Origin of the sequence: Priestia filamentosa (assembly GCF_900177535.1) — a bacterium.
Taxonomy (GTDB): domain Bacteria; phylum Bacillota; class Bacilli; order Bacillales; family Bacillaceae_H; genus Bacillus_I; species Bacillus_I filamentosa.
In genome coordinates, this window is the sequence record NZ_FXAJ01000002.1 from 1,122,771 (window position 1) to 1,145,750 (window position 22,980).

Consider the following 22,980-nt stretch of genomic DNA (forward strand, 5'->3'; position numbering starts at 1 on the left):
ACGCTCCTTTTTAGACCAATGACTCTCTTAGATGAAACAAGCTTTTTCTATATTCTGCTTCTAGATCGTCACCTCTTACTCTACATTCAAGTGTTAAAAAGCCTTCATATCCATCTTCTTTCAACTGATCAAAATATTTTTTAAAATTAAGTGACCCACTTCCTGGCTGATATCTGTGGTTGTCGGCGATGTGTATATGACCAATCAAATCCTTATTTTTATGCAAAGCTTCAGCTATCTCATCCTCTTCAATATTCATGTGATAAAAATCTGCAATGATTTTTACATGGTTCAATCCATTGTCTTCTATATAACGTCTGGCGTCTTCCAAATTGTTAATCATATGATCTTGATAACGATTTAATGGTTCCAAGAAAATCATTGTATTCGTTTCTTCAGCAACTTGATTCAAATATATAAGGGATTCACTCACTACTTTCTTATCTTCGCCTTGACTCCGTGGAGGAACCATCGGAGGTAATCGATACGAAAACATTCCCCAAGCTGCCGGTACAACAATTCCCTTTCCTCCAACTTCATTTAATGCTCTTAAAATTTGTTTAATTTCAGCTAAGCCATTTAATCTGCGTTCTTCAATAAAGTCCCCAATCCAACCACTATAACCACCGCAAGCTGTTGTCACAGGGATTCCTGTTTCAATAATTGCCTCTTTTATTTCATTAATATTGTCGATTAAATATTTTCCGTCAATTTCAAAACCCTCAAAGCCTAACTCTTTTAAATATTGAAATTTTTCTTTAATCGCATTAGGGAAAAAATCTTGATTTTGTGTACCTATTTTCACTAAAAACCCTCCTATATACGCTTTTGGGATCTAAAATTCATGTAAGCTATCATTTAAGACATGGTGCCTAAACTACTTTTCTGCTAGATTTGGCACCATTCTAAAAACTACCTATTTTTTATATTCTATTCCCATTTTAATACTTAGCTCAGGACGCTGATCTACGTATTCCATGTAAGCCTCGGCACTTTCTTCAAATGAAACAATTGGATCAATGATATCTTCACAATTAATGTAACCGTTCATCAATAATTCCCAACATGTATCTTCGATGCGTTTTCTATTCCATCGCGGGTAATCAGGATTCGGTTCGCTTGCCGCTCGAGAAAATACAATTTTAGCGTTATTAAAATGGGCTTCACGCCCAAAGTTTAATCCTTCTGGAAAAGGCTTAGTAAATGCAACATAAGAAATTGTTCCACCGTAAGCAATTCCTCTTAATGCAGCCTGAAGAGCCGCAGCATTTCCACTTGTTTCAATAATTGAATCGGCACCAATTTTATTAGTTAGTTTCTTCACTTCATAGCCCACGTCACATGAAGTTGGGTCTAAACAAACATCTGCTCCATTACGAAGAGCGATATCACAGCGATGACTAATTGGATCAATACCTACAACAATGCTTGCTCCCGCTTTTTTTGCTAATTGGATAGCAATTTGACCAATTGCACCTAATCCAACAACTACTACATAGTCACCCGCACGAACATTGGCATCACGTACCCCACTCATTGCAAATTGTGCGGGATCGTAACATACAGCGTTTTGCCACTTGGCTTCATCAGGCATTTTACGTAATCTGTGGTTATCAATCGTATTTACAATGACCGTTTCCATAATTGGACCATACGTACAAACTGTTTCTCCTACTTTATATTCCGTAACTTCTTTACCAATTTCACTAATTTCTCCGACAACCATATTTCCTAATTGGAATTCACCAAATACAATTCCTGGTGTTGATCCTTCCTCTCTTGGCATGAACATTCGCCATTCTTCAGAGAAATGTTCCCCTATAAATGGGGTAATGCCACGAAAATCGATAACTTCTGTCCCGTGTTTAGGTGAGGCAAACTTAACCTGAATCTTCACTTCATTTTTTTCAATAGGACGATCTTTATAGTCTATTAATGCAGCTTCTCTTGGTTTTACAGCAACTAATTTTTTCATAGTGATATAACTCCCTTTCGTTTTTTAAACTATTAACCTTTCACTCCGCCTGCAGTTAAGTTACCTTTAATAAAGCGCTCGGAAATTGCATACATAATCACAACTGGCAGTGCTGTTACTAGTGAAGCAGCCATCATTCGTCCCCATATATAGTCTGGCGTACTGAACAATGCGTTTAAGCCAATTGGCAAAGTGAAATTTGCAGAATCTGATAAGAAAATGGATGCAAATAAATAATCATTCCATGCAACCATGAATGAATAAACAAATACCGATATGATTCCTGAGATGGATAAAGGAATAATAATATAGAAAATAATCTGTACTCTATTTAATCCATCAATCATAGCTGCTTCTTCAAGATCACCAGGAATCGTATCAAAATAACTTCTTAACATAAAAATGGCAGTCGGTAGTGTTTGTACAATCATCGTAATAATTAAAGCTGTCTTCGTATCGTATAAACCAAGACCAGCTATGATTTTAAATAAAGGCACGACAAGTAAAATACCTGAGAACATATAAACAGTATAAAAACTCGCATTGATTGTTACTCTGCCTTTGAAATTTAATCTCGATAAAGCGTAAGCTCCAAACACACCAATTAAAACGGACAATCCTGCCGCAGTTAGTGAAACTAATAAACTGTTTTTAAAGTAAGCTAAATATGGGAAGATATCAGGGTCGAAGATATCTATATAGTGTTGTAACGTCCAGTCTTTTGGAAGTAGTGTTGGATTTGTGGCAACAGCTTCCTTTGAACTCTTAAAAGATGTCATAAGCATAATAAAAAAAGGAAATAAAGAAACAATTAGAAGCGAAATGAGACCCACGTAAAAAGTTAACACTTTTATCGTCTTGTTTTTCTTATTACTAGCCATTGCCATTTAAATTCACTCGCTTTCTTGCTACCATAATTACGATAAACAGAATGATAAACAGAATTACTGAGATTGAGGCAGCTTTTCCTAGATCGTTAAAAGCAAATGCTGTTTCATACAAATAAATTCCCAGTATATTCACTTTATTCGTTAATAAAAATACATCTGTAAACATGTAGAATAACCAAATGGAACGTAAAGTAATAACAGTTAATAATACTGGCATAATTGCTGGTAAAGTAACAATTTTGAATTTATTCCATATTCCCGCTCCATCAATTTCAGCAGCTTCATATAATGAAGAATCTACAGTCTGAAGGATGGCTAAGAATGAAATGAATGCATAAGGGAAATATCTCCATATTGCAAAAAGCACGACTAATATAAAGCTACTCACAGGATTGTCAAACCAAAGAGGTGCTTGATCAAATAAATGAAGTACATCTCCTCCTAAATAATTCACAATACCGTAACCATTATTAAACATATACTTCCAAGCAAATACTAAAGAAATGGAAGGTGTAACATAAGATAAAATAATTAATGAACGTGCTGTCTTACGAAACTTAAATGGTCGATTAAAGAATAACGCAACCACCAATCCCAATGCTGTGCTTCCGCCTACGGCAAGAACAGTATAAGAAATTGTAATTCCTAGTGATTTGAAAAATTCAACATCTGATAGAATATTAATATAGTTATTCAAATCCACAAAAGTCGCATCTAACCGTTGATTAATAGGTTGATCAAAGAAACTAATTTGGATGTTAGAAATCATCGGATAAGCAACAAGCAATAGTAATAAAAAGATACTTGGAGCAAGTAAAACAACTGCCAACTTCAAATCTGATTTCTCTCTTTTTATTGTTTTCATAGTACCTCCTTAAGAAGAAAATATAGATCATAAACACATGAACAGTAGTCTAGTTAATAGTTGAAAAATTAACTTAATAGCTCAACTAACAAGCTGTCTATGATCATTCTGATTGCTTTAATTAATTTGTTCTTATCGATCTTCTAATACCGCTTTGATTGCTTTATCTGCACCCTTAAGTTCATTTTCTATATGTTTCCTACCAACGGTGATATTATTAATTAATTGGGGTATTTCTCCTGAATTAGTTATATCACCCATCTTCACATAGTTTTTACCGTCTACTAAGCCAAAGACTTGAATATCTTCAAACGATGCCGCAATCTCACTTGAAAGTTCACCAAAAGATTTAACAACTTCATTTTCCTGAAAATCAGGATTATCAGTTACTAGTTTATTAACAGGTTGTGATCCACCAGGAGACATTAACACCCAGGATGTCATATTTTCAGGTTGGGACATGTAAGCAACAAATTTCTCCGCTGCTTCTTTTTGTTTCTCTTCTAATCCTGAAGAAACGGTTAACGCAGAAACGGTTCCAAAAACAGCTTTTGTTTTTTCAGTTGGGATTGCAAATCCAATATTATTTGCATTTCCCTCTTCAAAAACTGCTGGTAGTATATAGGTTGAATATACAGCCATTGGTGCAGTTCCATTCATAAATGCATCTTTAACTTCTGTCGTATCATTAGAACCTGGCATAGTATAATCCGATAATTCTTTATAAAACTCCAATGCTTCTTTCATCTCTAAGGTATTAATAGTTAAATTCCCTTTTGCATCTAACACATTGGCATTATTTGATAAAGCAAATTGAGAAAATGCCTGCTCTGAGAATGCACCTTCGATTGTTGGCAAAGCGATCCCGTATTTTTTATTACTTTTATCCGTAAAGGCTTTTGCAATTGTAAGTACGTCATCCCAATTTTTAGGCTCTTTAAAGTTTTTTTCAGCTAACATTTTTTTGTTATACCAGATACCTTGCACCCATCCACTTAATGGAACACCTGTGAAGCTTTTACCATCTTCTGTTTTAACTAAGTTCAGAGCACCCTCATAGTAATTTTCTTTTCCTACTTGATCTAAAATGTTTGCAACAGAATCTTTATCGATAAGTTGATCTTTGTCCATTACTTTTGCATAGTCTTGTCCAACCTCAATTACTGCAGGCAATTCTCCAGCACTCGCTAATGTCACTACCTTTGTATTATAAGTATCCTCTTCGACAGGAACTTGTTTAATTTTTATCATTGGATTTTCTTCTTCAAATTTAGCTACCAGTTTGTCAATTACATCTAAACGCTCTTGTTCTACTGATGAATGCATAAATTCAATAATTATTTCTCCGTTCTCACCTACATCTTTTCCTTTGCAAGCAGATAATGCCATTGCTAGCACTAAAAAGAGAATGATGATAAAGCTTTTTTTTATCATTCTTAATCCTCCCCATTAACTGCCTTTAACCATAAAAACTCATATGGTTTTAAAGATACAGAATTGTCTAATTCTACCTTTTCCCCAGTAATAATATTTACGAAATTGCCGGTTAGATCACAATTCACCATGGCATTCGTCAAATTATGAATAACCCAAAGGTTTTCCTTTTGTTCATTCACACGTTTGAAAGCGAATACTTTTTCACCCAAGTCCAATACCTCCATTTTTACATTTGGGTGGAAAAGGGCCTCATTTTTTCGTTTTTGGATGATGTCTGTCAGTTCAGTAAATACCATGTTTCTTAATGTATCCGTATTCGTTAATTCATTTTCAATTTCGTTCATATCATACTTTTGTCGGTTAATAGAGCGATTCATTCCCGTTTTTGAAACGCCCTCATAGTCATTTCGTGAGCCAAGTATGCTTTGTATATAAACAGCTGGAACACCCGGAAGAGTTAATAGAATGGAATGTGCAACTAAAAATCGTTTAACACGAATTAAATCATCATCCGCTTTTTTATTTAAAGCATCTAAATATGTCACATTTATTTCGTACGGACTTTCACTTCCATCTGAATTTTTTTTGTAAGAAACTAATGCACCTTCTTCTTTCAAGTCCTCAATCATTAAAAGTATTTCTTCTTCAGGTATTATTCCACGGATTGGGTTTACTCCAATTCCATCATGAGAAGCTAAAAAGTTGAAGAAAGTTGTATCGCTACTTGTTGGAGGAAGTTGTCTTGCCCAATCTGAGAGAGCGCTTCCATTTCCATTATGAATTGAATATAGAACTAATGGCGGTAGTGGAAACTGATATACCATATGAGCTTCATCATTACCATTTCCGAAATAAGAAACATTATCCTTATGAGGTACATTCGTTTCAGTAATGATTACTGTTCCTTTTGCCACCTCATCTACAACATCCCTGAATAGTTTTACAATTTCATGTGTTTTTTCATGATGAATACATGTAGTCCCAATCTCTTTCCACATAAATCCGATTGCATCTAAGCGAATATATTCAGCACCTTGTTCTATATAAAAAAGTAATACATCAACCATTTTTAAAAGGACCTGCGGATTACTAAAATTTAAATCGATTTGGTCTTCACTAAATGTCGTCCATATGTACTTTTCCTCACCATTTTCCAAAGTAAATTTGGTTAATACAGGAGTAGCTCTCGGTCTTGTAACCGCACTCAAATCAACATTAGGATCCATTTCTGTAAAAAAATTTTCATATTTGGGATTACCTTTTAAATACTCTTGAAACCAATCACTTTTAGCGGAGATATGATTACATACATCATCAAACATAATTCTTGTTGAATGAGATAATTTTTCTATCTCTTTCCAATCCCCTAGTATAGGATTAACTTTTTTATAATCTATCACAGAAAACCCATCATCAGATGAATACGGATAAAAAGGTAAGAGATGAACAATTTCAAATTTGTCTTCTAAATAACTATCAAATATATTTTTAAACGATTTTAAGGTAGGTATGTTTTTTTCATAAAATTGATCACCATACGTAATAAGTACAACATCCTCTTGATCCCAATCTTGCTTTCTTCGTTTAAGAGATTTAGTTTTAGTTTCAGTAATTCTCTCTTTCATACTGGTCAAAATATTCTCAATATTTTGATTACTATAAATAAACTCAAGCCGTTTTTTCATTTTTTTCATAAGAACCCTCCTTTTGGTACCGCTCCCATGGTACCGCTTTCAAATACTAATATAGTTTATTAAATATTATCTGTCAACTTAGACAATACATAATGTTCACTGTTATTTTTTACCTGTGTATCCGTACGGGTTTTACATTCTTTTAGACTCGTATAATAAAACTACTATTGCAGTAGGAGATGTACATGATTATAATTTATCGTATACCGCTTTCACTACAATTCACTATAGCTTTAAAATAATGTTTGATCAAAATGTTCAACAACCCCCATATTCTACAGACCAAAAAAGAATCCATTTTGAAAAAAGAGACGCAAAAGGATTCTTATCCAACAAATTCAAGTTTGGTTTTTATAAAAATGTTTGATCAAATTATTTTATAAATGCTGATATAATAATGTTCCCTTTAGATTCATCCTTCTAAAACAGTTAAACTTTTTTCAAAATAACACGTCTTTTTGCTAAACAGAACAACTTTATTTTTAATCTACATTACTGAAAGTAGAAGGTATTCTACTAGTGATAACCATCCTTCAAATGTTAATCACTATTTACGTTAACGCTTTCATAATTATTAACGCTTATTTATTAGCTAAAATAATAACCCTAAATTTATACTACTAAAACAACTAAGGGGGGAAATCAATTGAAGCACACTATTTATGATATCGCCCGTGTCGCACAGGTTTCAAAATCTACTGTTTCTCGTGTGTTAAACAATCAAACCAATATATCTGATGAAGCCCGGTATCGTGTTTTAAAGGCAATTGAAGAATTAGACTATCAACCAAATAAATTAGCCAGGGCTCTTTCTGTTGGTTTTGATGCTATTTTAATTGTCTCTAGATCATCAAAAACTACTGAAAATAATCCGTTTTTTTCTGAAATCATTAATATAATCTCTACCAAAGCCGAAGAAGAAAACTTCGATGTTATATTACAAAATTCAAAAAATAGTAAAGATGAAGTTAAAAAATGTATTACTAAAATACGAGAAAAAATGATTAAAGGGATTATTATGTTAAGTTCTCCAGTAAATGAGGATTTTTTTCAACAACTAGATGTATTTAATATTCCTATTGTTGTTATTGGAAAAGTAGAAGGAAGTTATACTAATATCTATTCTGTGGATACAAATAACTACCAAGATAGTTATGAGTTAACAAAATACTTAATTGAACAAGGACATAGAGATATTGCATGCTTTCATTCTCCACTTGAGTATCACGTTTCAATTGATCGATTGGAAGGCTATAAAGGTTGCATGAAAGATAATAATTTGCCACTACACAATGATTGGATTATTAATAGCGGTTTTAACGTAGATAGTGCATTTAACGCTGCGAAAAAATTATTGCTAAGTGACCATCGACCCTCAGCAGTATTTGCTACAGATGATTTAAAGGTTTTGAGTATTTATAAAGCTGCTGCGGACATTGGAATAACTATACCTGCTGATTTATCAATTGTAGGTTATAGTAATTCAAGTTTCTCGCCATATTTATCCCCCTCTTTAACGAGTGTAGAAATACCAGTTAAAAAGCTTGGAGATATTGGAACAGACATTCTTTTTAAAAAAATTAAAGGGGATAAGTCATTAGTAATAAGTAAAGTGGTAACTACAGAAAGGATTATTAATAATTCAGTAAAAACTATATAGATAAAATAAAAGAGTCTATAAATAAAAAAGATTACCTTATAATCTAGTAGGTAATCTTTTTTTATTTCTTTTTTTAAAGATAAAGGAGATTTCTTTCCTTTATCTTTTAACCTCTTATTATATTCTGAATATTAACAATTGACCGATAAATAATGACGTAATATATTAGTAATGTAAATGTAACATTCCAAGAATATACCAGGAGGGATAGTAGTGAAAAAGTTCGTTCGTCTATTTCTAGTTTTAAGTCTTCTTATTGCAGCAGCCTTGCCTTTTCAGCGTGCAGAAGCTAGCACTACCTTTAAAGATGTGAATCTTTACAAGAAAGAGATTCTTTTCCTTGCTAATAAAAGTATTATTAAAGGATATAAAGATGGAACATTTAAGCCTGAAGCATCAATCAAAAGACTTCAAGCCGTACAAATGCTTCTTCGAGCAAAAGGAATAAAAGATTTCAACGCCAAGGATCCAGGATTTGCAGATGTAAAAAAAGGCGACTATGGGTATGAAGAAATTGCAAAGTCTGTAGAACTTGGCATTATCTCTGGGAAAACAGACCCTCATACTGGAAAGAAATATTTTAATCCGTGGGATACGCTCACAAGAGGTCAAATGGCAAAAATACTAAGTCTTTCGTACAATATTAAAGGCTCAACGCTTAGCGAGTTTTCCGATGTTCCAAATTCAAATGACTTTTATACGTATATTAATGCTCTAGCATACAATAATATTACAACTGGTTATGCTGATAATACATTCAAGCCTTATCAATCTCTTTCGCGTCAACATTTTTCGGTCTTTTTAGCTCGCACACTTCAACCTTCTTTTAAAGACAATGGTGCTAATCGCTTTGTAACAGCTGGATTGAAATTAAATCCTCGTAAAACATTTGTCTATAAATATCCAAGCGATAACTATACAGAAACTTGGAGATATGGAGGAAAAGATGAATTTGGAGAGAAATGGACAGCAAGCGGAAGTGAAGGAAAAGAATATTATTCATATCGTGAAAATAACAAAGGATTAGATTTTGGTATCCAAAATTCTGAAATTCTCCTTACAATCCCATATCCACTAAAGCAAAATACAAAGTGGACTTATCAACTTTACGAAGGTGACCCTGTTACAAACTACGTTGTAACTTCTATGAACAAAACAATCACAACACCTGCTGCTACATTTAAAAATACTATTGAAATTAAAGACTATGATGGCATTTACTATTACTATGTTCAAGGACTTGGCCTTGTCTTAGTTGTAGATGCTTCACATCAACCATCTGAACGAATCTTTGAACTACAAAAAGTATATTGATGACAAGAGCCTTATCCAAATGGATAAGGCTCTTTATGTATGGACCAGAATATAGCTTTTCTCTTTAATTCTCCCATCCTTTACAAACATCTATCCATTTTATATATTTTGAATACTCTTCTAATTGTTCTATCGTTAGCTCGATTGCACTGTTTCCGCTCCCGCATGCAGGAAATACTGTTTGAAAACGTTGAAGTGACTGATCTAAATAGACTGACACCCCTTCATTTACAGCAAATGGGCACACTCCGCCAATTCTATGCCCTGTTAGAGGCTCAACTTCATTTGCGCTCAACATTTTTGCTTTTGTTTCAAATTCTTCGCGGTATTTTCGATTGTCAATTTTAGCATCTCCAGCAGCTACAATTAATACAACTTCTTCTCCAACTCGGAAAGAAAGAGTTTTAGCAATTCTCTCTGGCTCACACCCTAGTGCTTGTGCTGCTAGTTCTACTGTTGCACTTGATTCCTTGAGCTGAATTATTTTATTCTCCATTCCGTAGTTCGCAAAATAAGACTTTACTTTTTCAATTGACATATATTTTTCCCTTCCTATCTTTTTGATTGTATCTAATATTTTTTATCATCAATCTATTTATTATATCATTTTCTAAAATATTCGTTAGCCATCACCCTTCTTCTTATTATGATAAAAACCATCAACTAAAAGAGGAATATAGAAAATATTTTATTAAAAAAGAGAAAAGCTCTTATCCGGGAAAGGATAAGAGCTTTTCTCTTTTTTCTGTAGCTCATATTTAAAATTTCTTTTTGCTCTGATTGCAATAATATCCTTCTTTATTCGAAAATTTTTTTTTCTAAATTAAGTGGTTAATCCCTATCCTCCGGAGGAAATCCTCTCTTAAATTCTATTTTTATCAAAGATTAGATTCTCGCTTGCGCCATCTTCTTCTATAAATCCAATCCTTTTTATTAAAAGAAAAACTGTTCATTTGGGCAATTAAAATTCCACATATGATAATAAATGCGCCTGCAGCATCTCTTAATGTGAATACCTCATTTAAGAAAAGAACGGCGAACAACGCTGCAAAAATAGGCTCAGTCGCAAAAATCAAACTCGTATGCGTTGGTGTTGTATAGCGCTGTGCTACTGCTTGACAAATAAATCCTACTGCACTACAGAATATTCCCAGTCCTAAAATGGCGACCCAGCTCTCTCCTGTTGAAGGAAGTGAAGGATCTTCAAAAATCAGACTGAACAGAAGAGCAATTCCTCCTGCAAATCCGAGCTGAAGCACACCAAGTGTTATAGAATCTTCTCCTTTTGTTAATTTTCCTGTTAAGAGAATATGAATAGCATAGCATAGTGCTGTGCCTATGCATAAAGCATCTCCTGTATTAATGCTTAATGAGCCTTTTAACGTTAGAATGCCAATCCCTGTTAAAGAAAATAAAACGCCGAGAGAAATGGGCAGAGACGGCAGTTTTCTAATGATTAGACAGTGAAGAATAGGAACAAATATGACTGTAAGACTAACGAGAAAACCTGCGCTAGATGCCGAGGTCATTCCTACTCCAAACGTAACGGAAGAAAAAACAAGAAATAGCATCATACCAAGTAAAAATGAAAACAACACCGTGCTTAGTTTCGCTTTTAATAGCCTTCGATAAAAAAAGCCTCCTGCAATCAGGAATGCGAGTAAACATCGAAGCGCAATAATGTTAAAAGATTCAAGGGAATCTAGCCCCATTTTCATAAAAACATAGGAAAGTCCCCAGAATACATTAACTCCAACCATCATTAGATTGGCTCTCATTCTATAACTCATTACCCTCTCCCTCTTTTCCTTTCAATGAATATGTAACAACAGTATACAAGAGTGTTTGATATTAATAAAATGAATCTTTATAATTTATTACATGAACAAAATTCATGAGAAAGGAGAAGCATATGAGCTTAGTTAAATTTGAGATTTTCAGCAAAATTGCTGAAGTTGGAAGTTTCACTAAAGCGGCTGATTCTTTACAATTGACGCAGTCTGCGGTTAGTCATGCCATCACAAGCTTAGAAAAAGAGTTTGAACTTACTCTTATCAACCGTAATAAAACGGGCGTTACACTAACAAATGCAGGTGAACACCTTCTCTTCACTATTCGAAAAGTATTGCACTACAATGAAAAAGTATATCAAGAAGCCGCTAGTCTTAATGGACTTTCAAAAGGAACGATTAAAATCGGGATATTTACGAGTGTATCAATGAAATGGCTTCCTGATATTATTAAAATAATGGAGGCAAAATATCCTGCTATTCATATTGAGTTGAAAGAAGGAGATTATTTCGAAATTGAGCAATGGCTATTAAGTGGAGAAATTGACTGTGGGTTTGTCAATATTACACAATCAAATCAGTTTGACATTATGCCCTTAAAAAATGACCCTTTGCTATGTATTGTTTCTAATCAAAGTGAACTATACAACAAACCTGTTGTAACATTTGAAGACCTTAAAAAAGTCGACTTTATCATGCCCTCATATGGTGGCTCTCATGATGTAAAACGACTGTTTGAAGCATATAATGTTCAACCAAATATTCGATTTGAACTTATGGAAGAAACCGCTATTATGTCGATGATTAGTCATCATTTAGGGATAAGCATTCTTCCCGAGATGGTACTTGATTCTCTCCCAAAACAGCTACGTGCAATTCCCCTTGAAGTAAATAGCTATCGGTCCATTGGCCTTGCGACTCGCTATAACCTATCACCTGCAGGCCGAAAATTTGCAGAAATTACAAAAGATTGGCTAAGTGGTAAAGAACAATGAAAAGAACGATATTCTCTCTTTACTCTTGGAGGAAAGAAAAATACAAAAAAGAAACCGTGCACCTCTCTCCTATTCTCGTTCTAATTTGGGAAGTTGAAATCTTTTCGTCCAAAGAAGAAGTTAAAGAATACGTAAAACCGCTTATAAACTTTCTTTACTATAAAAAAAGAAGCTTCATAACAGAAGCTTCTTTTTTATGTGTTCTTTAAGTATATTTCAGGAGCTTTAAGACGCTCCCTATCTGCTTGATGTACAACGCAAGCAGCCAAATAGGAATTTAAAGAACAATAGCAAAAATAAGCGGAAGAGTAACTAAACTTAACAGCGTACTTATAAGCGTTGCGCTTGAAACAAAATCAGGATCTGTATTAAACTGGACAGCATACATTGTCGTGTTAGCAGCTGTTGGCATTGCTGCCATAATGATGATAATTTGTTTCATCATCTCATCAAGGGGTAAAAAAAGGGTAAATATATAGGAGACACATGGAGAAATACAAAGTTTAATAAGAATAGAGAGAGTAACTTTGCTTTTTTGGATGCTCCGAAGCGAGATTTTAGCGAGCTGCATGCCTAAAATAATCATAACAGTAGGAATGGTTGCATCAGCAACTAAATCGACTGCTTTTGTAAGAGCGTCACCTATTGGAATATGACAAATTTGAAAAAGCGTTCCTGCAATTGCTCCATACACCGTTGGCATGCGTCTTACCGAGCGAATTGCGAACTTTATACCATCACCTTCTTCTCCGCCCTTTGCAGCATAATATACCCCAACTGTACACATCACAAGCTGCTGAATGACCATTAAGATAATAGCAAAGTCAAAACCAGCTGTTCCAAAAAGCAGAAGCGCTACTGGAGTTCCGTAATTTCCGTTATTCATAAAAGAAGATGCTAATATCATCCCACATGTTTCGGCCCGCGAGTATTTTTGAACAAAAGCTATTATATACACGATAAGGATTAATACAAAACAAAGAGCAAACGTATATACCGTCAAATATAAATAGTCTAAGTTAAATTCTATTGTATAAAAAGTTCTAAAAACTAATAATGGAGACATTAAATATAGTGTCATTGTTGATATCGTTCTTGTATCAAAGCCAATCTTTTTCTCTCCAATAAACCCAATGAGAAATATGCTAAATACCGGTAATACAACTGTGAAAAATGTCATTTTATTCACCTTTATTATCATTATTTAAAGCTATGTAACAAGCTTTCCTAACACTTTAAAAGCAATCTATATTATTTATAGATTGCTTTGTCAATGAAATACGCTCTTTCTGTTTCAATCTATTTATTCTTTTCGAAAGCATCAATGGATTTTCTAGCATATATAATACCTGAATGTGCTCCCCCATTCTTCCCCTTATCCAATAACTTAATAAACAGAATATTAAATTAACTTTATTTAATATTATATTTCTCTCCTTATAAACAATCAACAGTTATCGTTTTTATTTTCCTCAAGTGTATGAAAAGTGTTTCATTTTGAAACAAATTCACCAAACTCCATTTTCATAACAAAAAACACCCTCAAACTGAAGGTGTTTTCTCATAGGGAAACCCATTAACTTTCTTCATACCGCTTTGCAGCTTCTCTCCCTTCTGGAGCCATGAGCTGATGTCCTGCTGTGGCCAAGAAATGTGAATATTAGCACCCGCTTTTCCTAACAGATCATAAAGCTCTTTTCATTCTTCAGCTGTACACATTCTCCAATAAAACCCCGTATATGTGTTAGATTCGGTAGCTTTATTCCTCTTCGTAGTATCATTGGATGCTGCGAAATGTCACCTTTTAAAGCATCCTCATAGTGAAAATCAGAATAGAGAACTTTTTATCGTAAGCCCTTGCGGAACGTGTAGAGAGCTTATGTATGATTGTGCCCCAGACTGCTACGTCATTTTAGAGGCCTATTAGGAAATTGTAAAAACAAAGATAAGGGAGCTTCTTCCATTAAAATATATAAGGAGTTTTCCACTTTTATTTCTGGAGAGTTAAAGCTTATTTTCTTGTTGTGAGGTTCAGTAAAACTATATATAATAATTTATAGTTTTACTGAGCTTCTTTAATAAACATAACTATCCAATATAGCTATTAAAAGACATATTTTACTTACAAGGAGATAAAGTTTATGCATAGAAACAACCAATTATATCATTTTCTATTGGAACGCACTCGACTATTAACTGAACAATGGTATGAGTCGATTGATAAATCAAAAGCAGGTGGTGTATATGCTTCTGACGATCCAGAAATAATTGAAAGCGTTAAAAAGCAAAATTACGAATTTCATTTACGTTTTTGTAAAATGTTTGATGAATCATCCACACATGCGGAATTTCTAGAGTCATTTAATGAATGGATCTGTGCTGTTTCAAAAGATGAAGAGCATTTGAATACGCCGATTCATCTTATTCTGCGCGAGTTTTTTAATACAGAAGAACAATACTTAGATCTTGTTGAAGAATTTGTAGAAACGAGCGAAGAAACATACTCATTAAAAACTATTAATCGCTGGAATCGAACAATTATCGAAAACTTCAACTATGTTGTGACTGCTTTTACAAATCAAAGCTATAGCCATGCAGAGAAACGTTTAACGGCTCAAAAAGAAATGATTTATGAATTAAGTTCCCCTATCATCTCCCTTAGTGAAGATTTAGCGTTGCTTCCTCTTGTTGGAGATATTGATACAGAACGCGCAAAAAGAGTGCTAGAAAATACGCTGCAGGAGTGCTCGTCTCAAGGTGTTAAACATCTACTTATTGATTTATCCGGCGTGCTTATCATTGATACAATGGTGGCTCACCAAATCTTCCAACTTATTAAAGCCCTAAATTTAGTTGGTGTGAAATGTACGCTTTCAGGCATTAGACCAGAAATCGCTCAGACCGCTGTTCAAATTGGAATTGATTTTAACGATATGTCTGTTGTTTCTAGCATTCAGAAAGCGTTAGCTTTATATAAATTAAGATAATGTAGGGTAAAAAGCTTCTGTTTTATAAATAGGAGCTTTTTATCGTTAATAGCAGTCGTACTTGCCTCTCCTATTGTTCTTATGCTAAAAATCTCTACACCCTATTATAACGTTCACACTAGAAACTTTTGTTTACTTGTTGTTTTCCTTGTGGTTCGTAAAATGAAATTAAAATAAGACCGATAAATGCAGAAATAATCGGATACATCACATAGTCCAACTGAAAAAAACTTGAAGTATTGATGAAATTACCCATTGCTTTTCCTATTCCAGATAGTAGACTTAGCACAAAAAACATAAATAAACTAAGAGCAATGAAAATTGCTCCTATCATAAAAAGCATATATTCCAACACCTTCCAAATACGTTAACTCTCATTGTAACATAGTCCTACTTACTATTCTTTCCTCTTTCTATCTCCCATTCTCTTAAATGTGTGCGAATATTGTACGCCGTTTCTGTAGGGTCTTCCATTTGAAAAATCACATATCTGTATTTTTTATGCCCTGTGAGCTCAATCATAACAAGCGGTTCTCTTCTTTCGTATGATAAGAAGTACCACTCATCTCGATATTTAAAGCTTCCCTCACGAATACTCGTTCCAGGAATAGATGTACCAGGCATTCTTAGCATGATTTGAGGTGCTTCATAGTAGTCAACTAACACACTATCGATTATGTGATAAGGAATTCGTACTTTTCTTTTTAAACAAAAATAGCTTGTTAATCCTGTTAGCTCTAAAATAAGTTCATTTTGTTCAAAACGGATTTTTCTTCCCATGATTCTTTCCTCCCTTTGTATTTTTCTTACAAAAGTGTAAGATGTATTGTTATCACCTATATCTTATAATTAAAACAGTGAAATTCTCAGGAGATAAGTGAGGTGATAGAAATGAAAGATAATCACGATATCCTTGTTCTTTTTGATGGTGTATGCAATATGTGTAATCACTTTGTACAGTTTGTGATTAAAAGAGATCCAAAAGGTCTATTTAAATTTGCTTCTCTTCAATCTAATACTGGATCTTCTATATTGAATCAATATGGATATAGGAAAGATTTGGATTCTATTGTTCTTATTGAGGGAGATACGTTATATACCGAATCAACAGCTATTCTGCACATTATTTCAAATCTTACGGGGCCTGTGAGAATCCTCTCTTTATTTAAGATCGTTCCAAAACCGCTTAGCGATAGAGTGTATCAATTCGGTGCTAAATATCGATATCGATTATTTGGAAAACAAACTTCTTGTATGATTCCCACAGAAGAAATTAAGAGTCGGTTCCTTGATCTTAACGAATAAAAAATCGAGAAAGAAGGAAAATGAGTGAATAAAACCGTTTTTTTATATAAATTAAAAATGAGCACGATTACTACATTTCGTTACTTTTTAGCATTAGCTTTTTTCATTTACGGAGGAGCGAAGATTTATCCTGGCCAATTTTCGACAGGGGAATTTGTTTTTGATTCCACAAAGGATTCCGCTATGCAACTTGCTTGGCATTTTTTCGGATACTCTGACATTTATAATTTATTTATTGCAGGAGGAGAAATTACAGCAGCCTTATTATTGCTTATACCAAGAACTGCAACTTTAGGAAATATTATTTACTTACCTATTACAGTGAATATTACCATTCTCGATTACTGTTTTAATATCCCTGCCCTTGCCATTAGCTCTCTTCTTACCTTTATGAGCATTTCTCTTCTTCTTTTTGAATATCGAAAGCTTAAAATGATTTTCTGTGATTGTCCACCTCTCGTAAAAAAAGAGATGTCACATCGTAAGAAGGTGAATATTTTATGATTATTTTTGTTGCTTTATTTATTATCTTTTCTCTTTCCCTCCTGTATTATTTTGTCATTCAAAAAGATGGGTAATAGATTAAAAGCACAAAAAAGTTCTATGTTTTTGTGCTTTTAATTTGTTTTTAATACTGTGTTTTCCGTTTACTTTCCTGTTTTCACCATTCACTCTTCTTCTGTCTTATGAAACCTTTGACTTGCTCCGGATTCCTTCCGCTTCACATCTTAATTGGTAAAAATACTTGATTATACGATGTTCTTCTAATATAGATTCTTTACTTCTTAATAATGTTCTCTTTCCTACGCGTCGATCCATCATACATAACATCTTCACAATAGCATTAGAGGAACAGAGCGCTTTTTCTACAGGCAAACTAAAATACTCTTCAAGAGCGGAAAAGAAGTCTATTTTTCATTTCAAATAGTTTAAGGCATACTGAGCAAGCAATGCTCCTCCATACGGAAGAGCTTCTTCATCAAGATCAAACAATGGATGATGAAGGGGGTGCACAATTCCTTTATTCTCATTTCGCACGCCTAATCTGAAAAATAAGCCTGGTACTTCCCTTGTATAAAAAGCAAAGTCTTCTCCACCCATTGAAGGATTAACAATTGAAAAGGAATGCTCATCAAGTATCGTCTTAACCGTTTCTTCTAAGGGAGGAATTAAAGATTTATCATTAATTAAAACAGGCGTTTCGTAGTGATAGTGAAACTTGTAATCTCCGCCTAATGATGAAGTAACACCTGATATGACGTTTTCCATCTTTTCTTTCATTGACGCCCTTACATCTTCATCTAATGTTCTAACAGTTCCACCAAGATTCACAGAAGAAGCAATCGCGTTATCTGCATATCCTCCATGAATTTGACCAATTGTTAAAACAGTAGAAGTGAGGGGATCTATTTGTCTGCTGACAATTTGTTGAAGAGAGGAAATAACGTTAGCTGCCATCGGAATGGGATCTTTAGAAAGGTGCGGGTGTGCAGCATGTCCACCACTACCTTTTATTTCGATATTAAAAAAGTCAGATGCTGCACATACCTCTTTTTTAGAACATGTTACATGTCCTGTTTCTACCATTGGATTAACGTGCAATCCAACAATAACATCAACTTTTGGGTTTTGAAGAACGCCGGATTCAATAAGCTTTTTTGCTCCCTTTCCTGTTTCTTCAGCAGGCTGAAACAAGAGCTTAACATTTCCTTTTTTTAATTTATTTTCATTTAACAACTTTGCTGCACAAAGGAGCATTGTTGTATGAGAATCATAGATAACTTTCGGACAAGTTTGTGGTCTTTCTTATCACTTAACATACTAGTAATTTTTTAAAAAAGTCTCTTGATTTTTCCGTGGTCATTTGTGGTCAAATGAAGAAAATGTGGTCAATTTTGTGGTCAATCTGGTCGGTTTTTAAAATATGAAAAACTCCTGTCTACTGGCAGACAGGGGTACTTTTATATTGTTGTATTGATAGTCTTTCCATCTATATAACTATCACCTCTTTCAAGCCAAGCTATTAACGATTAACCTAAAGTACTTTTTAATTCAGCTTGTACTTGTTTCAACCATTCAACAGGTGTTAATTCTAAGGCAGGAAAATATAAATCACAGTTATCTTTAATAAATAGCTCTTTGTCTTGTTGTGGTAAATCTTCAGATAAAAATTTATCAATCTCCTCTATAGTTATTAATATTCTCTTTTTAGTATTTTCCTCTATATACTCTTGTAATGCTCCCTCAGGAGATTCAATATCCTGGTTAAAATAGGCTATTAAAAAATCGCTTAATTCCTCAAATTTTCCCTCTAACAATAGTACTCTCTCCTTACTCAAGAGGATATCTCATTTTCTAACCTTTAGCTATACCTTGCTTGTTTCTTGTCTTCGTTCAGAATCCTGTCAGCTAACTATTCCATCTTCTAAACTAATTTTATAAGGAGTATCATATAATTAAATTTAAAACCCACTTTAATTTGTGGAAAAGCGGGTTTTATATATGCTAAGTTTTATTCATTTAAAAGCGAATGCTAAAAATTTAATCCTTTAGTGAAGGGAGGAGCTTTTTAAATTCTATTTGCATTTGAATTAACCATTCTAGAGGAGTGGTATTTATAGCCGGAAAATATAAATCGCAATTCTCTTTGATAAATTCCTCTTTTTCTATATGTGATAAGTTTGAATTTAAAAATCTATCTATATCATTAAGAAGTAGAGTTGTATTTTTCCTATTAGCATTCTCTACAATCTCTGCCCATACTTCCTCTAATGGTTCCATATCTTGATGGAAGTAACCACCTAAGAATTCACTTAGCTCTTCAAACTCTTCTATTAATAACCACATTTTTTCTTCTAACAATTATTTTCTCCCCTTACTTAGCTAGAAATAGAACTTCCGTCTCGCTTATATATAAAAATCCCCCGCCTAATAATAAAGAGGCGGGTATTCTCATGTTAATATATTATTCATCTTTTCCTTCAGGATATTGTTATGTAAATACTCTATCCTCCAAACCCATAGATGATTAACTCAAATCTACAGCCCCTTTTAATTCATCTTGTACTTGCTTCAACCATTCAATAAGTGTTAATTCTAAAGCAGGAAAATATAGGTCACAATTATCATCTATAAATTGCTCTTTGTCCTGTTGCGGTAAATCCTCATGTAAAAATTTATCAATCTCTGCTATAGTCGCTAATATTGCCCCTTCACTATTTTCCTCTATAAACTCTTGTAATGCTTTTTCAGGAGATTCAATATCCTGGTTAAAATAAGCTATTAAAAAACCGCTTAATTCCTCAAATTTTCCCTCTAACAATTCTGCTCTCTCCTTACTTAGTTGGATATCCAGTTAAAGTAAAACTTCCGTCTCGCTTATGTATAAAAACACCCCACCTAATAATAAAGAGGCGGGGTATTCTTGTCTGGATAAATTGCTCGTTTATTCTTTCTTATATTATTAAATTAGATAATTAGCTATCATATTTTCCATCCTGAACGTCTTGCATAATGGCCTCAATTGTACTTGTTAGTTCTTCTGGTCTGCGGATATATGCTAGCTTTTCAGGTTCCTCCCACTGCTCGTCAATCACAAATATTAATTGAAAACGTCCAGAAGGATCTGCTTCTCTTTTCCATCCTACATCAATAAGTATTCTTCCGTCATCATATGCCAGAAGAAGTAAATCTTCCGTAAAATCGAGCCATGTATCATCTTTTTCTGATATCTCATCAGGGTCAACATTAATACATGTGTTATATTCTATTTTCCAACCTGTAGGAACACGAAAAGGTATATAATCATAAGGCTTCTTGATATCCCTTCTAAGATCAATATTGAAAATCATATTCTCTAACTCAACAACTAAATCATCTTGATGTTGAACATTAACACTTTTTATCATTTCTGAAGAGGAAAGGCGTCTCCAATCAACTTGAAAACTATCTTGAACTACTTTTACTTCTATCTCTTGATCATTTAATTCCTCTTTTAGGATAAGTAGGAGGCCTTCTACATTTTTGTTCTCTTTTTCACATTCTAAAAGGTTATTATATATTACCTTCCATCCCAACATTATATTTAAAGGTTGTAACTTAGAAATTTCTTTATTCACTTATTAGTTCCTCCTTTGTTCAAGATATGTCTCTTTATCAACCATGAGATTGATATATTCCTTCATATTGTCATCATTACGAGGGTGCCCATGATATGTACTTACTCCATCCTTAAATAAATTTGTTACTTCCGCTCTCACCCAGTAGGCTGGTTTTCCCTCGTCATAACCAACGGGATTATCAAATCGTAGAAAGAAATAGACAGCTCCTTTCCCTCTATCTACTACTTTCCCTCTCTTCATAACTTGTTTTTCTAAATCTCTATTATTGACCTCTGGGAGATATTGAGCAGATTGCTTACTAAGTTTCTTGGCTTGTTCCTCAGTCTTTGCTTTTAAATGTTTATTTCCATGAGAAGTATACTGAGCATTTTCTATCTTAGTACGTAATTCTTTGCGCGTATAGTAACCATCGTGAGCAACATAATCATGATGTTCAGATGTTTGCAATACTTTAGAGGAATTCCAATACATATCCTTAGCATTCTGTAAGTAACGTCCTAGATACCCTGTGTTTAAAGTATTATAAGGTGGTGCGCTACCTGGTCGTCCTGCAAACGCCGGTTGGAGTGCTGGCGCCTTTTGATTCACGGTTACTTTATGAACTTCCTTCATTCCCTTAGCTGTTTTGGATACTGCTCCTGCTCCTTTAACAGCTAAACCTGCTCCTTTGTCTCCAAGAGCTGCAAGTCCAACTTCTGTACCTGCATAAGAAAAGAAATGACTACGACTATAGGCATCGCCATGAATAAGTTTCTCATCTACTACAGTAACAACCCCATCTTTTACTGTGTTGTAGGTACGAATGGGATGCTTTCCCGCTTCATAGACTCCTTTAGCCGTATTAACGGTACTGTCTACAGGATGTTTTGCAAAGGAAACGATCCCATCCCATGTATCTGAAAGGGCATCTCCCGCTCCGTCACCTATTCCTTTTAACGATTGTGTAAAAGTATTTTCTTCTTCTTCCCCTTTTTTCTTCTTACTTGCTCCTTCAGCATTTCCTTTAGATGTTTTTTGAGGAGCAATCTCACTATCTAATCCTAGTGCTTCAAGAAGAGCTTCATCCGCCGCTTTTAATTCCTGATATGTTTTTGAAACGACTTGCCCTGCTCTACCTAGCTCCTCACTATAATCTCGTATGCTTTTCTCCAATTCCTGTTGCAGACCCTCTAATTCTCCATTCCATACTCCACTTAGCTCAGAAAGAGCTCCTGATAAGGAATAACTAAGCTGCCCTGGAATGACATCTATTTTTGCCTTCGCATTTTTAGTTTTTTGTTCAAGACTTTTAAGCTCATTTAAGTCTGCTTGAATGGTCCCCATATCTAGAACATCCTTTCCAAGTTTTCCACCAACTAACATTTTACAACTTCTTCACTAGAAAAAAAGGAGCAAAGAGAAAACGAGTCAAAAATGAATCTGGAGAACTAAGCCAAAAGTTCTAACCTATAAAAATACTGGATAGAAAAAGCCCTATCCAGTGGATAAGAGCTTAATTTTATACTATCTATTGGTGAACAAACAGCACAGGTTATGTTTATTTAATTGTTATTATTCACTCGTACCGCCTTTTTGTATAATTTTATTTGGTGTTCATCTCTTAAATCTTTCTGGAAGTTTATTCTTCTATATTAATATCAATTCTTTAAACTGTTCAGTTTCTATTATATTTTCCTTAGGCTCTTTACTTGTGAAAAAATGTTCAAGAATTGCCACATTCTTTTTGATAAAAACGCTTGTAGTATTTAATTGAATCTCAAAATCATCACATGAGCCATTCGAAACTTTTTCAACATATTCAATATATTCATCTGCTTCTTCCTCTGTCGTAATATCTTCTACAAAATCGGAGAATAATTCTATTTCATCCGGTAATTTTATCCTCAATAAATCAAGGTGATCTCTATAAAACTCGTAACAATCTTTCGTGTTTAAACTCCCTTATAA

At 34.0% G+C, this 22,980-nt stretch carries 25 protein-coding genes; 6 read left to right on the plus strand and 19 right to left on the minus strand.

What is annotated here, in order from left to right; all coding sequences use genetic code 11:
* Nucleotides 1-10 precede the first annotated feature (10 nt).
* The 6 genes from B9N79_RS12680 to B9N79_RS12705 all read right to left on the minus strand — a co-directional run bounded on the left by B9N79_RS12680 (nucleotide 11) and on the right by B9N79_RS12705 (nucleotide 6,861).
* Entirely contained in the window at nucleotides 11-805 is a 795-nt protein-coding gene (locus tag B9N79_RS12680) for a sugar phosphate isomerase/epimerase family protein (protein WP_040061205.1), read from the minus strand.
* Between the two features lie 111 nt (nucleotides 806-916).
* Entirely contained in the window at nucleotides 917-1,975 is a 1,059-nt protein-coding gene (locus B9N79_RS12685) for a zinc-dependent alcohol dehydrogenase (protein WP_085118443.1), read from the minus strand.
* Nucleotides 1,976-2,007: 32 nt separating this feature from the next.
* Complete coding sequence (locus B9N79_RS12690) at nucleotides 2,008-2,856, minus strand: carbohydrate ABC transporter permease (protein WP_040061416.1); 849 nt, start codon at nucleotides 2,854-2,856, stop codon at nucleotides 2,008-2,010.
* Nucleotides 2,849-3,730 (minus strand): carbohydrate ABC transporter permease, encoded by an 882-nt coding sequence (locus B9N79_RS12695; protein ID WP_040061201.1) that lies wholly within the window; start codon nucleotides 3,728-3,730, stop codon nucleotides 2,849-2,851. The genes B9N79_RS12690 and B9N79_RS12695 overlap by 8 nt, the downstream gene beginning before the upstream one ends.
* A gap of 132 nt (nucleotides 3,731-3,862) precedes the next feature.
* Nucleotides 3,863-5,164, minus strand: a complete 1,302-nt coding sequence (locus tag B9N79_RS12700) for an ABC transporter substrate-binding protein (protein WP_046217587.1) — start codon at nucleotides 5,162-5,164, stop codon at nucleotides 3,863-3,865.
* Between the two features lie 2 nt (nucleotides 5,165-5,166).
* Complete coding sequence (locus tag B9N79_RS12705; protein WP_040061199.1) at nucleotides 5,167-6,861, minus strand: alpha-amylase family glycosyl hydrolase; 1,695 nt, start codon at nucleotides 6,859-6,861, stop codon at nucleotides 5,167-5,169.
* A 646-nt stretch (nucleotides 6,862-7,507) separates the two neighbouring features.
* Between B9N79_RS12705 and B9N79_RS12710 the strand changes: the two genes are divergently transcribed.
* Together B9N79_RS12710 and B9N79_RS12715 are read left to right on the plus strand one after the other, a co-directional pair.
* On the plus strand, nucleotides 7,508-8,521 hold the full coding sequence (locus B9N79_RS12710) for a LacI family DNA-binding transcriptional regulator (protein ID WP_040061197.1): 1,014 nt from the start codon (nucleotides 7,508-7,510) through the stop codon (nucleotides 8,519-8,521).
* 213 nt (nucleotides 8,522-8,734) lie between these two features.
* A complete protein-coding gene (locus B9N79_RS12715; protein WP_053102084.1) occupies nucleotides 8,735-9,835 on the plus strand; it encodes an S-layer homology domain-containing protein in 1,101 nt (366 codons plus the stop codon).
* A 64-nt stretch (nucleotides 9,836-9,899) separates the two neighbouring features.
* On the opposite strand, the gene B9N79_RS12720 is transcribed toward B9N79_RS12715, so the two are convergent.
* Both B9N79_RS12720 and B9N79_RS12725 read right to left on the minus strand, forming a co-directional pair.
* Nucleotides 9,900-10,373 (minus strand): YbaK/EbsC family protein, encoded by a 474-nt coding sequence (locus B9N79_RS12720; protein ID WP_040061195.1) that lies wholly within the window; start codon nucleotides 10,371-10,373, stop codon nucleotides 9,900-9,902.
* Nucleotides 10,374-10,713: 340 nt separating this feature from the next.
* Nucleotides 10,714-11,625, minus strand: a complete 912-nt coding sequence (locus B9N79_RS12725; protein WP_040061193.1) for a DMT family transporter — start codon at nucleotides 11,623-11,625, stop codon at nucleotides 10,714-10,716.
* Between the two features lie 122 nt (nucleotides 11,626-11,747).
* On the opposite strand from B9N79_RS12725, the gene B9N79_RS12730 reads away from it, so the two are divergent.
* Nucleotides 11,748-12,620 (plus strand): LysR family transcriptional regulator, encoded by an 873-nt coding sequence (locus B9N79_RS12730; RefSeq protein ID WP_040061191.1) that lies wholly within the window; start codon nucleotides 11,748-11,750, stop codon nucleotides 12,618-12,620.
* Between the two features lie 277 nt (nucleotides 12,621-12,897).
* Here the strand turns inward: B9N79_RS12730 and B9N79_RS12740 are convergent, their stop codons facing one another.
* Nucleotides 12,898-13,800: an AEC family transporter gene (locus B9N79_RS12740; protein ID WP_040061187.1), complete on the minus strand. Its 903-nt coding sequence runs from the start codon at nucleotides 13,798-13,800 to the stop codon at nucleotides 12,898-12,900.
* Nucleotides 13,801-14,761: 961 nt separating this feature from the next.
* Between B9N79_RS12740 and B9N79_RS12745 the strand changes: the two genes are divergently transcribed.
* Entirely contained in the window at nucleotides 14,762-15,607 is an 846-nt protein-coding gene (locus tag B9N79_RS12745; RefSeq protein ID WP_040061184.1) for an STAS domain-containing protein, read from the plus strand.
* Nucleotides 15,608-15,725: 118 nt separating this feature from the next.
* Here the strand turns inward: B9N79_RS12745 and B9N79_RS12750 are convergent, their stop codons facing one another.
* Both B9N79_RS12750 and B9N79_RS12755 read right to left on the minus strand, forming a co-directional pair.
* Nucleotides 15,726-15,950, minus strand: a complete 225-nt coding sequence (locus B9N79_RS12750) for a hypothetical protein (RefSeq protein ID WP_040061182.1) — start codon at nucleotides 15,948-15,950, stop codon at nucleotides 15,726-15,728.
* A 47-nt stretch (nucleotides 15,951-15,997) separates the two neighbouring features.
* Nucleotides 15,998-16,387: a hypothetical protein gene (locus B9N79_RS12755; protein WP_040061181.1), complete on the minus strand. Its 390-nt coding sequence runs from the start codon at nucleotides 16,385-16,387 to the stop codon at nucleotides 15,998-16,000.
* Nucleotides 16,388-16,498: 111 nt separating this feature from the next.
* On the opposite strand from B9N79_RS12755, the gene B9N79_RS12760 reads away from it, so the two are divergent.
* Nucleotides 16,499-16,912 carry a thiol-disulfide oxidoreductase DCC family protein gene (locus B9N79_RS12760; protein ID WP_040061413.1) on the plus strand — a complete coding sequence of 138 codons (414 nt, stop codon included), beginning with the start codon at nucleotides 16,499-16,501 and terminating at the stop codon, nucleotides 16,910-16,912.
* A gap of 24 nt (nucleotides 16,913-16,936) precedes the next feature.
* A complete protein-coding gene (locus B9N79_RS12765) occupies nucleotides 16,937-17,416 on the plus strand; it encodes a hypothetical protein (protein ID WP_019393578.1) in 480 nt (159 codons plus the stop codon).
* A gap of 180 nt (nucleotides 17,417-17,596) precedes the next feature.
* On the opposite strand, the gene B9N79_RS26965 is transcribed toward B9N79_RS12765, so the two are convergent.
* The 8 genes from B9N79_RS26965 to B9N79_RS12800 form a co-directional block, all read right to left on the minus strand.
* Nucleotides 17,597-17,824 carry an SF0329 family protein gene (locus B9N79_RS26965; protein ID WP_420874880.1) on the minus strand — a complete coding sequence of 76 codons (228 nt, stop codon included), beginning with the start codon at nucleotides 17,822-17,824 and terminating at the stop codon, nucleotides 17,597-17,599.
* 3 nt (nucleotides 17,825-17,827) lie between these two features.
* A complete protein-coding gene (locus B9N79_RS12770; protein ID WP_276208853.1) occupies nucleotides 17,828-18,691 on the minus strand; it encodes a M20 metallopeptidase family protein in 864 nt (287 codons plus the stop codon).
* 251 nt (nucleotides 18,692-18,942) lie between these two features.
* Entirely contained in the window at nucleotides 18,943-19,230 is a 288-nt protein-coding gene (locus tag B9N79_RS12775) for a contact-dependent growth inhibition system immunity protein (RefSeq protein WP_085118446.1), read from the minus strand.
* 223 nt (nucleotides 19,231-19,453) lie between these two features.
* Nucleotides 19,454-19,774 carry a contact-dependent growth inhibition system immunity protein gene (locus B9N79_RS12780; RefSeq protein WP_240516690.1) on the minus strand — a complete coding sequence of 107 codons (321 nt, stop codon included), beginning with the start codon at nucleotides 19,772-19,774 and terminating at the stop codon, nucleotides 19,454-19,456.
* A 166-nt stretch (nucleotides 19,775-19,940) separates the two neighbouring features.
* Nucleotides 19,941-20,234, minus strand: a complete 294-nt coding sequence (locus tag B9N79_RS12785; RefSeq protein ID WP_085118449.1) for a contact-dependent growth inhibition system immunity protein — start codon at nucleotides 20,232-20,234, stop codon at nucleotides 19,941-19,943.
* Between the two features lie 154 nt (nucleotides 20,235-20,388).
* Nucleotides 20,389-21,030: a hypothetical protein gene (locus tag B9N79_RS12790; RefSeq protein WP_085118451.1), complete on the minus strand. Its 642-nt coding sequence runs from the start codon at nucleotides 21,028-21,030 to the stop codon at nucleotides 20,389-20,391.
* A 3-nt stretch (nucleotides 21,031-21,033) separates the two neighbouring features.
* Nucleotides 21,034-22,395 carry a hypothetical protein gene (locus B9N79_RS12795; RefSeq protein ID WP_085118455.1) on the minus strand — a complete coding sequence of 454 codons (1,362 nt, stop codon included), beginning with the start codon at nucleotides 22,393-22,395 and terminating at the stop codon, nucleotides 21,034-21,036.
* A gap of 264 nt (nucleotides 22,396-22,659) precedes the next feature.
* Nucleotides 22,660-22,920: a tRNA-Val4 gene (locus B9N79_RS12800; protein ID WP_085118457.1), complete on the minus strand. Its 261-nt coding sequence runs from the start codon at nucleotides 22,918-22,920 to the stop codon at nucleotides 22,660-22,662.
* Nucleotides 22,921-22,980 lie beyond the last annotated feature (60 nt).